The 10,128-nt window shown below is 36.4% G+C and carries 14 protein-coding genes; 3 read left to right on the top strand and 11 right to left on the bottom strand.

The window, feature by feature from the left end; all coding sequences use genetic code 11:
• The 11 genes from A9G30_RS03220 to flgB all read right to left on the bottom strand — a co-directional run.
• Nucleotides 1–277, bottom strand: a 277-nt coding sequence (locus tag A9G30_RS03220; protein WP_065588042.1) for a hypothetical protein, incomplete at its 3' end; no start/stop codon positions are given.
• A gap of 299 nt (nucleotides 278–576) precedes the next feature.
• Nucleotides 577–801 (bottom strand): hypothetical protein, encoded by a 225-nt coding sequence (locus A9G30_RS03215; RefSeq protein ID WP_065588041.1) that lies wholly within the window; start codon nucleotides 799–801, stop codon nucleotides 577–579.
• A 245-nt stretch (nucleotides 802–1,046) separates the two neighbouring features.
• Nucleotides 1,047–2,096: a flagellar assembly peptidoglycan hydrolase FlgJ gene (gene flgJ / locus A9G30_RS03210; protein WP_065588040.1), complete on the bottom strand. Its 1,050-nt coding sequence runs from the start codon at nucleotides 2,094–2,096 to the stop codon at nucleotides 1,047–1,049.
• A gap of 27 nt (nucleotides 2,097–2,123) precedes the next feature.
• Complete coding sequence (locus A9G30_RS03205) at nucleotides 2,124–3,233, bottom strand: flagellar basal body P-ring protein FlgI (RefSeq protein WP_065568284.1); 1,110 nt, start codon at nucleotides 3,231–3,233, stop codon at nucleotides 2,124–2,126.
• 11 nt (nucleotides 3,234–3,244) lie between these two features.
• Nucleotides 3,245–3,922, bottom strand: coding sequence for a flagellar basal body L-ring protein FlgH (locus A9G30_RS03200; protein WP_065588039.1), 678 nt, complete (start codon nucleotides 3,920–3,922; stop codon nucleotides 3,245–3,247).
• Nucleotides 3,923–3,944: 22 nt separating this feature from the next.
• Entirely contained in the window at nucleotides 3,945–4,727 is a 783-nt protein-coding gene (flgG, locus tag A9G30_RS03195) for a flagellar basal-body rod protein FlgG (RefSeq protein WP_065581494.1), read from the bottom strand.
• 29 nt (nucleotides 4,728–4,756) lie between these two features.
• Nucleotides 4,757–5,512 carry a flagellar basal body rod protein FlgF gene (locus A9G30_RS03190; protein WP_065588038.1) on the bottom strand — a complete coding sequence of 252 codons (756 nt, stop codon included), beginning with the start codon at nucleotides 5,510–5,512 and terminating at the stop codon, nucleotides 4,757–4,759.
• Between the two features lie 14 nt (nucleotides 5,513–5,526).
• Nucleotides 5,527–6,738 (bottom strand): flagellar hook protein FlgE, encoded by a 1,212-nt coding sequence (flgE, locus tag A9G30_RS03185; RefSeq protein WP_065588037.1) that lies wholly within the window; start codon nucleotides 6,736–6,738, stop codon nucleotides 5,527–5,529.
• Nucleotides 6,739–6,754: 16 nt separating this feature from the next.
• Entirely contained in the window at nucleotides 6,755–7,492 is a 738-nt protein-coding gene (locus A9G30_RS03180; protein ID WP_065588036.1) for a flagellar hook assembly protein FlgD, read from the bottom strand.
• Between the two features lie 13 nt (nucleotides 7,493–7,505).
• A complete protein-coding gene (gene flgC / locus A9G30_RS03175) occupies nucleotides 7,506–7,910 on the bottom strand; it encodes a flagellar basal body rod protein FlgC (RefSeq protein WP_065579858.1) in 405 nt (134 codons plus the stop codon).
• Between the two features lie 5 nt (nucleotides 7,911–7,915).
• On the bottom strand, nucleotides 7,916–8,326 hold the full coding sequence (flgB, locus tag A9G30_RS03170) for a flagellar basal body rod protein FlgB (RefSeq protein ID WP_065588035.1): 411 nt from the start codon (nucleotides 8,324–8,326) through the stop codon (nucleotides 7,916–7,918).
• 152 nt (nucleotides 8,327–8,478) lie between these two features.
• On the opposite strand from flgB, the gene flgA reads away from it, so the two are divergent.
• From flgA to A9G30_RS03155, 3 genes are all read left to right on the top strand, one after another.
• Nucleotides 8,479–9,138, top strand: a complete 660-nt coding sequence (gene flgA / locus A9G30_RS03165) for a flagellar basal body P-ring formation chaperone FlgA (RefSeq protein ID WP_065588034.1) — start codon at nucleotides 8,479–8,481, stop codon at nucleotides 9,136–9,138.
• A 78-nt stretch (nucleotides 9,139–9,216) separates the two neighbouring features.
• On the top strand, nucleotides 9,217–9,510 hold the full coding sequence (gene flgM / locus A9G30_RS03160) for a flagellar biosynthesis anti-sigma factor FlgM (RefSeq protein WP_065588033.1): 294 nt from the start codon (nucleotides 9,217–9,219) through the stop codon (nucleotides 9,508–9,510).
• Nucleotides 9,511–9,540: 30 nt separating this feature from the next.
• Nucleotides 9,541–9,975 (top strand): flagella synthesis protein FlgN, encoded by a 435-nt coding sequence (locus A9G30_RS03155; protein WP_065588032.1) that lies wholly within the window; start codon nucleotides 9,541–9,543, stop codon nucleotides 9,973–9,975.
• Nucleotides 9,976–10,128: the final 153 nt, after the last annotated feature.

The raw sequence follows: 10,128 nt of genomic DNA, 5'->3' as shown, positions 1-10,128 counted from the left end.
AATTTGATAATATTAATTTATTTTCAAATAAGTACCCATTGATATGATGGGTAAACGTGTCTTGTTGTTGTTTAATGATAAAGCATTTATCTTTAGATAATTCTGGTTTTATTTTATTAATAAAACACAAGCCAAGCTCTAATAAGTAAATATTACCTGTGTTAAGCGCCCAAGGAGAAGAGTTAATAAAACAACAGAGTTGATACTGTCCAAAAGCGAAAGTAGCCTGCTCCTCAATATAGGGATCAATGGCAATTAACTTTGCGTAATATTTCATTATTCCTCCCTAATTGTTATACACGAACTAAGATAACTACGTTTACCAATGATACTAGAACATACAGCCATTTATCCTACTAATTTTAGCATCTTTTGTGCATATTATCATTTCGGTTGTGCTGCCTAACGTTCAATATCATCGATGACTTCAATCGTAAGATGTTAAACGTTGATATTGCTCTTAATTTGCCAGAAGGAAGAGATTTAAAAATCCACCTTAAAAAATTCAATAAAATCAATATGTTTTCTGAACCATTTTTATTGTTTTACTTTAGAATTAATCAACAATTGCTTGTTTTAAAAATCAATGCTTATGCTATTTTTACTAAGAAAATCAAAACCTAGCAATTTATCAGGCTTAAATTCAACGGGAAAGAAATCTAATATAACAACTTCAATATTATCATTAACAACATTATTTACTTTAGAGGCAGCACTATTGAAAATCATTTTATTATTTTTGATAACATCAGATATATCTATAACCAAACCCTTATCATTCAAAATGACCTTAGCACCCACTTGTTACCTAATTTAGCAACAACGTTTCCCCTTCAATGTTTACTGGTACTTTAACGCATCAAAAAGGGGGAAGATATTATTACGGCAATCCTTTCTGTCGCAATATCACACCCTAAACGGCATCTCATATCAAACCCCTATTTAACTATATCTACCTAGCTATCAACAGCTTGAATTTCAACTTGAATGAATGGGTAACGTGGCAAAAAACTGCGGTACCCAGTATTGGGCGCTTAATCCTATTATCAATTAAATGCAACTTGCTTAAAGCCTGATATGGCCGTTGGCTGGCTATTTTTTGCAATTTTTTCAATACGACTAATGATTTGGATAAGTTTGTCGCTATAGTTAGGATCGGTTGCATAATGTGCTGCTTGCAACTCTTTAGCTGCTGTTCTGGCATCAGGAGCTTTAACTACTGCGCGGTAGCGAGGGTTTTTGGTTAATAAATTAAGGTAATCGGTGATTGCATGTTGTTTGCTATTATAGACTCTAAATTCATCTTGAATTTTTATCATATGGTTATCAATGAATTCTTGCGTTGTTAAACGCGTTGAACGCCCTTGCCATGATGGAGTTGCCTTTATACCAAAATAATTATAGCTTGATTGATTAGGTTCTGTCTTGATTTGTTTTTGCCCCCAGCCTGTTTCTAATGCAGCTTGTGCAATAATGATTTCATAAGGAATTCCCGATTGTTTAGCTGCTTGCTTGGCTGGCTCAAGCCATTCTTTGACAAATTGGGTAACATGATTTTCATTTGTATTATCACGTGTTGTTTTTGATACTTTTTCGTTATGCTTACTTTCAAGCATGTTGTTAGCACTACGATATAGCATTTGCCCTAATGCTTGAGGTGATATGTTAGATGGAGCCTGACTAAATAAAGATTGGGCTAATTGAAGATTTTGCGCAGTATTGTTTGTATTAGATTGTAAGTGATTATTAGATTGTAAGTTAGTATTAGAGTGCAAATTAGCATTAATTGATGATCTATTAGTTAACTGCTTAGTAAGCATATCAGCTAAACCCAACCCTTTACCAGCAGCTTGTTGCGCAATTTGCTGATCAAACATTGCAGTAAATAGTTGTGAAGCAGATTGACTAAATAAACCGCTTTCAGGCACCGCTTTGCGCATACTTTGCATCATCATATTAATAAATAAGGACTCAAATTGCTGAGCAACTTGCTTAATACCTTGAGCAGAACCATTAGCAACATTGCGCTTTAGCTGGTTTAGCCCTGAAAAGTCATAAGCAAAGCGATTAAAAGGTTGTCCAATTTTATTATTCATAATGTCATTTCTTTTATAAATCGTTTTTTAGATAGTTTCCAATGAAGCATGCAAACAGCCCGCCGTCTTTAAGGCTTCAAGTATCGACATTAACTCAGTAGGATTAGCGCCTAATAAATTTAGCGAATTAATCACTCGGTTTAAATCAGTGCCCGATGCGATGTTATGTAATGCGCCACCTTCTTGCTCAACACTGACTTGGTTATCAGGCGTAACCACTGTTGCACCACCCGCTAATGGCGTATTGGGTTGGCTGACTTTTAATTTACTATTTACAACAACAGATAAATTGCCATGTGCTACGGCGCAATTATCCAATTTAACCTTTTGATTCATGACCACAACACCTGTTCTTGTGTTGATGACCACTTTTGCTGAAATAGGGGTTGTGCCAATTTCAAGATCTTGTATTCGAGAAAGTAACTGCACTCGAGTTGTATTTTCTTTTGGCATCTGTAGTGCTATTGTTGTACCATCTAGTGCAACCGCAGTGTTTTTTTGTAACTTGTTAATGACATCAGCAATTTTTAAAGCACGGGTAAAATCAAATTGATTAAGATGTAAGTGGATAACATTTCGTTCATCTAAACGGGTTGCTAGTTCTCGTTCAATGGTTGCCCCATTAGGTATAGTTGCACCGGCCGTTTGATTAACACTGACACTACTTCCTTTACTACTTGCGCCCATTCCCCCCACAAAAAGATTGCCTTGTGCAATAGCATAGACTTGATTATCAGCCCCCTTTAATGGCGTCATGATCAATGTGCCACCACGTAAGCTTTTTGCATTACCAAGCGAAGATACCACCACATCGATTTGTTGCCCAACGCGTGAATAAGAAGGCAATTTTGCAGTCACCATAACTGCAGCAACATTTTTTAATTGCATATTGCTGCCTGTTGGCACAGTAATCCCTAATTGGGATAGCATATTAGTGATACTTTGGATAGTAAAAGGTGTTTGTGATGTTTGATCGCCTGTGCCATCAAGCCCGACAACAATCCCATAACCAACTAAGGCGTTTTCTCTTACCCCTTCAATGGTGACCAAATCACGTATACGCTCAGCATGACCATTTGGTATAACCAATATCATCATCAAGGTAAAGCAGAAAAAAGGACGCAATTTTTTTATCATAATGAGACTCATTAAAATGGTGAAAGATTTAAGAATAATCGCTGTAACCAGCCCATTGTTTGCGCTTCATCAATGTAACCATTACCCACATATTCAATGCGTGCATCAGCAACTTGCGTTGAAATTACCGTATTATTGCCGCTGATGGTTCTTGGATTAACAACACCAGAAAAGCGTATGAATTCAGTGCCTTGATTAATTGCAATCTGTTTTTCACCAATCACTTTCAAGTTACCATTGATCATGACATCTTGAACGGTGACCGTGATTGTGCCACTAAAGGTATTTTTAGCATTAGCGCCACCAGATCCCTTAAAGTCATTGTCACCAGACATTTCGGTATTGGCTTTACCACGACCCACTAGCCCATCAAGAAATGTCGGTATAGTTTTTACCCCTAAACTCACCGAGCCATTTCGTCCAGCATTAACAGATGAGCTTTTGCTAGCGCTCACGTTTTCTTGTAAAACAATAGTTAACACATCGCCAATATTGCGCGGGCGACGATCTTCAAATATCGGCTGATAACCAAAGCTACTGGGCTGGCTAGCTTGATAAATTGAACCATTATTGTTCACAGTTTCTGGCATTTGTGGAACAATGCTCGTTTTACCCTCAACTAAGGCTTGTTTAGGTAATTGAGCACAGCTAAATAAAAAAAATGCAATTAAAATATAAAAATATCTCATTACGCTTATTATATTGTTAAATTTATAACTGATTTAAACGTTGCAACATTTGGTCTGATGTTGAAATCGCTTTACTGTTAATTTCATAAGCGCGTTGAACTTGGATCATATTCACCAATTCTTCAGCAACATTGACATTAGATGTTTCGATATAACCTTGATATAGCAACCCTGCGCCGTTTAATCCTGGCGTATTTTCAGTGGGAGCACCTGAACTTTCCGTTTCTAAATAAAGGTTTTCGCCCATGCTTTCAAGTCCAGCATCATTAATAAAAGTATGTAATGTTAATTGACCAACTTGCACTTGTGTTGACTGATTAGCTAACGTCACATTAACCACACCATCACGTGCAACCGTCATTTTGATTGCATTGGATGGAATACTAATAGTTGGCTGAATTTCATATCCCGCAGCGGTTACCAATTGACCATTTTGGTTGACTTGAAATGCGCCGTTGCGTGTATAAGCTTGCGTTCCATCAGGTAATAGCACCTGAAAAAAACCTTGTCCGTTAATTGCAATATCACTGCTGTTATCCGTTGCTTCTAAATTACCTTGGCTATGAACCCGCTCTGTTGCAACAGGACGAACACCTGTACCTATTTGCAAACCTGATGGTAGTGTTGTTTGTTCTGAAGACTGCGCACCGGGTTGACGAACAGTTTGGTATAATAAATCTTCAAATACAGCACGTTGCCGTTTAAAACCACTGGTACTCACATTGGCAAGATTATTGGAAATAATATCCATATTCATTTGTTGTGCGGTTAAGCCTGTTTTGGCAATCCACAATGATTTAATCATAGTTTTTCCTACTTAAATTATTAATAAAGCTAAGTTAACGATAAAATTTGGTTCGCTTTTTGTGCATTTTCATCCGCAGTAGTGATTTCTTTCATCTGCATTTCAAATTGGCGAGCGTGGCTAATTAAATCAACCATCGCAGTAACAGGATTAACATTACTTCCTTCTAATACACCAGACATCAGCTTAGCTTGTGGGTTATCTGGCATCACCATACCGTTTTCATTACGCGCCTGTTCGGTTAATTGAAAAAAGCCATTATCACCACGCACTATTTGATAAGGTTCAATATGGACTTTTTTTATTTTACCGACTTGAGCTATGGTCGTTGGTTTATCTCCTGCCCCTAATGCTGAAAGTGTGCCATCACTGCTAATACTCACTTGAGATTTTTGTGGCACAGTCAATACACCACTATCACCAAGTAATGGGTAGCCTTGTATGTTAAGTGTACCATTTTCGTCAATTTCAATGGCACCATTGCGAGTGTACGCTTCGCTACCATCGGCTAATTGCACTACCAACCAGTTATCTTCTGCCAAAGCAACATCGAGATTTCTACCTGTATAGTTAAGTGCCCCCATTGTCGAGTCAAACGTTGGGGTTGTTGCAACCACCATGGTTCGGGTGGGCGTATCATTGCCGACAATAGGAACAGCTTTCATCGTCGTCAATTGTGCACGAAACCCTGTCGTAGAAACATTAGCTAGATTATTGGTAGTAATTGACTGCCGATTTAATGTCTGGCTTGCTGCCGACATGGCTGTATAAATAACACGATCCATAAATAGCCTTTATACTAACGCAAATTAACTAGCGTATTAAGAATTTGATCTTGCGTTTTAATTGTTTGCGAATTAGATTGGTAATTTCGCTGAGCTACAATCATATTCACTAATTCCTGACTCATATCAACATTTGACGATTCAAGTGCGCCACTGGCTAATGATCCAAAAGTGCCTGAATTTGCCACGCCTAATACTTCGCCGCCAGAATTAATGGTTGATCGCCAATTATTGTTTCCTGCTGATTCAAGCCCGTTAACATTGGCAAAATCAGCCATCGCAATTTGACCTAATAACATTGTCTGTTGGTTAGAATACACACCATAAATAGAGCCATCATCATTAATGCTATAACCGACTAAATCACCCGGCGCATAACCATCAACCACAGGCGTTTTAATACTACCGAGTTCTTTACCCATATTTTGCTGAGAGCTATTCGCTAATGATAAAGTAAAGGTGTTGTCAGCCGAGCCATTTAATCCATTAATATTAATGGTCATTTCAGGATCGCTAATTAATTTGCCTGAAGAATCAAACTCCATTTTACCTACTTTTTGTAAAGTGGCTTTAGGATCACTACTATCAAGACAGTGAACATCCCATTGGTTATCCGCAGTTTTAACATAAAAGAGCTGAACATTACGTTGATTACCAAGCGAATCATAAGTCGTAATGGTTGTAGAATAATTGAAAGTATCAGCATCAAGTGCATTGATTGGTTGTTTGGCTGGAACTTTACTATTAGAGTTTAAGTTGGTTTGTAAAGTAGCCTTTGTTGTCGCTGTAGCATTTAACATTTCTTGTGAAATTTTTAATGGACCAGGCGCTGCACCTTGTTGCACTTTGGGCGGTGTTCCTGTTGCAAGATATCCCGTTAACTGAAGACCATCAGCAGAAACAATATTTCGCTCAGCATCTAACTGAAATTGCCCATTACGAGTATAGAAAACTTGACCACTACTATCCACTAAACGAAAAAAACCATTACCCGAGATAGCAACATCTAAACTGTTGTTGGTTGTTGTTGTTGCTCCATCATTAAAATTTTGCATAACCGCAGCCACTTTTACCCCCATACCAACTTTTGAGCCAGCATAGATATCAGCAAAGGAAATACTGGCACTTTTAAAGCCTACCGTTGCAGAGTTAGCGATATTATTACCAATGACATCTAATTGTTTTGATGCGGCATTCATGCCACTTACCGCTTGAGAAAATCCCATTTGAAGTTTATCTCCTTTAAAGAATTTGACGTACTTCGTCAATACTAATTGAACCAAGTATTCCTAAATCAAGTAATACTTTATTGTTAACCTTACTGTTAATCACGCCATACACGACTGAATAAGATAATGGTGTAGAGGATACTTTTTGCCCATCATTAGTCGCATTAACCGAAAAGGTATAACTTCCATCAGGCGCAATTGTTCCATCATTTAAAATGCCATCCCAAGTAAAAGAGCTAACCCCAGCTGGAATAGCGCCTAAATCAACTTCACGAACCACATTACCCTTTTCATCTTGAATGGTTATAACCACTGAATCTGCATCACGCATCAATTCAAAACCAAAAGGCGTTGTGATCGTTTCTTTATCTGGCTTTGTATCATCAAATGTATTGATGTCATTAGGATCTGAGGTCGCCACTAAAATTTTATTGCCTGGAACCATAACCCCTTTACCAATCATATTGCTAGCATTAACTGATAAGCTATCATCGATCTGTCCTGAAACCATTCCTAACGTGGTATTAAGTCGCTCTATACCTGCTAAAGTATTAATCTGAGCAAGTTGTGATGTTAACTGGCTATTATCCATTGGATTGGTCGGATCTTGGTTTTTCATTTGTGCAATTAATAACGTTAAAAAATTATCTTGCAATTCTTTACTTGAATTACCATCAGATGTACTTTTTTGCGTCGTTTGTGGGCTTTTTACCCCTGGTGACTGTGAAACGAGTACATTAGATACGCCCATCGGTTACTCCTTATTATTGCCCTAATGTAAGGGTTTTTAGCATTAAACTTTTTGCCGTATTAATCACTTCTATATTGGCCTGATAACTACGTGAAGCCGAAATGGTATTAACCATTTCGGCAACAACATCAACATTCGGCTTTTGGATATAACCTTTTGCATCGGCCAAGGGGTGATGTGGTTCGTACACTAGATTCATCGGTGAGGGATCCTCAATGACTTGCGACACTTTCACACCTGCAATTGGGTTGGTCTGGCCTTTATCATCCACCTGAAAAATCACTTGTTTAGCTCGATAAGCTTCACCAGACGTGCTTGTAATACTGTCAGCATTGGCTAAATTACTGGCACTGACATTCATTCGTTGGGTTTGAGCCATTAATGCCGACCCCGAAATGGCAAAAATAGAAAAACTCATCTTTATTATCCTTGCTGTAATACCGACATCACATTTTTAAATTGTTCACCTAAAAACGTTAAATTACTCTGATAGTGAATACTATTGTCAATAAACGCGGTACGCTCTTGATCCATTTCGACCGTATTACCATCAGCCGATGCTTGATAAGGAATACGATAAAGTACATTTTGATTAAGTGTGATTGGTGCTTTTACCTGAATATGGTGATTTGAGGTAATATTGAGCCCAACGGGATTAATATTACTCTGATTATTAATCGCTTTGCTTAACTCAGCATTAAAATCAATATCTCGAGCCTGATAGTTAGGTGTATCGCTATTAGCAATATTTGCCGCTAAAATATTTTGTCGCATTTCGCGTATATTCAATGCTTGTTGGTGAAAATTAACCCAGTTATCCAATTTATCAAACATAAAATCATCTCACTTTTTTTGATAATGAGGATTTTAAGCGAATAAAAAAAAAGTCATCGTGCAAATAACGGTAAAAATTGCCCTTATTTCAAGATTCACTTCACGCAATCATAAAGTACAATCAACTTATCACTAATTGAATGCCGATCAATATGATTAAGATTGCAAAACTAATAATAACTGTTGTTATGCTATTTAACTGGAATAGTGTTTTAGCTAGTTGTCTTGATAAACAAATTAACAATTTAATATCTCAGCAGTTTAACCATAAAGTAGAGGATATTTTAATTACTTACCTTACCCCTAAACCGCAATTGAGTTGCGATACCCCAGTACTTTCATTATTGAATAAAAAAAAACCATGGGGAAACATGACCATTTATGTTCAATGTGATAATAAGAAAAAATTTATGCGGATTAATGTGGCTGTCATAAGTAATTATGTTGTGGCTAAGCAAGCAATAAGTGCAGGAACTGTAATTAACGAAGATCATATACATATACAATCAGGCAGGCTAGATAAGCTACCTGCTACGATTATTTTAAATAAAGCCGATATTCTTAATCATATTGCATTAAGAAATATTGATCACAATGAACCAATAAAAACAACCATGCTTCAAAAAAATTGGCTCGTAAAAGCTGGGCAACAAGTTAAAGTGATAATAAATGGCGATGGGTATGAAATAGCCACTAAGGGGAAAGCGCTAAGCAATGCAGTATTAAATGATAAAGTTAAAGTTAAACTTAATTCTGACAATATTGTTGAAGGCACGTTAACTTATCAAGGAGTAATCATTTTCAATAAATAATATTAATGATTTTTTTATTATTGCCGATAATAACATTAAACCAGTCACTTAAATCGTAAATTTGATTAAAGGTATTTTATGAGTATAGATGCAACAAAATCCATCACAACCATATCAGGTATAGTTAGCCGTGATATAGTTAATGAGCAACAGAAAAATCACACTGCATCTGTACCATCAAAAATGAGTGCTAATGCAAGTACCACCGTGAGTATAACTCAAGACGCAATGCACCTTTTACATGCAACTGACAAAGACGTTGATGAAGAAAAAATCGAAAGAATAAAACAAGCAATTACTAACGGTACATTGGCTATTGATACGCATAAAATTGCCGATAAATTGATAAACCAATTACTAGAAGATATTTGAAAATAAGTCAGATTTACAAGGGATACCAAAATGTTAGCACTCGATGACATCCTAAATAAAATAACAGAAATGTTACAAACACTTTCAACAATTCTACAAACAGAGCAGCAACTATTAATTGAAAATAGTACAACCAATCAGTTAAATGATATTATCAATAAAAAAAATGAGTTACTCATTCAATTAAAGTTACTTGATGAAAAACGGATAAAATTAAATAAACAATTTAATATTCAACCGCCTTATATAGAGAACTCAGCAATCGCAACACATTGGCAATTAATTACTGATAAAACAAAATTGTTAGCCAATATAAATCGCGATAATGGATTAATTATCCAAAATCGTATGAATATAACCCAACAAACGATTAATTATCTTAAAGGCCTAAATAGCCCTGCTATTTATACTAATAATGGTTATCAACAAACCGATGTTATCTTATCTAAGCGAGCCAAAGTTTGAGTAAATTGATCTTTGTCGATGGTAAACGAGATAAATACCCCCAAAAATGCCCTCTTATTAAGCCAATAACTTATTAGCGATTAGTTCATACTGTTAGCATGGTAAACGTTAATTAAACTATGAAGTTTCATTTAATTCATCATGGCTGACGAT

The organism is Gilliamella sp. Fer4-1, assembly GCF_001690515.1.
Lineage (GTDB): Bacteria > Pseudomonadota > Gammaproteobacteria > Enterobacterales > Orbaceae > Gilliamella > Gilliamella apicola_C.
This window is presented reverse-complemented; position numbering and strand designations above follow the sequence as displayed.

Bases quoted from the DNA above. Each gene is read 5' to 3' on its own strand.
- flgE (WP_065588037.1), bottom strand. From the start codon at position 6,738: ATGGGATTTTCTCAAGCGGTAAGTGGCATGAATGCCGCATCAAAACAA.
- flgG (WP_065581494.1), bottom strand. From the start codon at position 4,727: ATGATTAAATCATTGTGGATTGCCAAAACAGGCTTAACCGCACAACAA.
- A9G30_RS03205 (WP_065568284.1), bottom strand. From the start codon at position 3,233: ATGATAAAAAAATTGCGTCCTTTTTTCTGCTTTACCTTGATGATGATA.
- A9G30_RS03155 (WP_065588032.1), top strand. From the start codon at position 9,541: ATGTTAGCACTCGATGACATCCTAAATAAAATAACAGAAATGTTACAA.
- flgB (WP_065588035.1), bottom strand. From the start codon at position 8,326: ATGTTTGATAAATTGGATAACTGGGTTAATTTTCACCAACAAGCATTG.
- flgA (WP_065588034.1), top strand. From the start codon at position 8,479: ATGATTAAGATTGCAAAACTAATAATAACTGTTGTTATGCTATTTAAC.
- flgC (WP_065579858.1), bottom strand. From the start codon at position 7,910: ATGAGTTTTTCTATTTTTGCCATTTCGGGGTCGGCATTAATGGCTCAA.
- flgJ (WP_065588040.1), bottom strand. From the start codon at position 2,096: ATGAATAATAAAATTGGACAACCTTTTAATCGCTTTGCTTATGACTTT.
- A9G30_RS03180 (WP_065588036.1), bottom strand. From the start codon at position 7,492: ATGGGCGTATCTAATGTACTCGTTTCACAGTCACCAGGGGTAAAAAGC.
- flgM (WP_065588033.1), top strand. From the start codon at position 9,217: ATGAGTATAGATGCAACAAAATCCATCACAACCATATCAGGTATAGTT.
- A9G30_RS03200 (WP_065588039.1), bottom strand. From the start codon at position 3,922: ATGAGATATTTTTATATTTTAATTGCATTTTTTTTATTTAGCTGTGCT.
- A9G30_RS03190 (WP_065588038.1), bottom strand. From the start codon at position 5,512: ATGGATCGTGTTATTTATACAGCCATGTCGGCAGCAAGCCAGACATTA.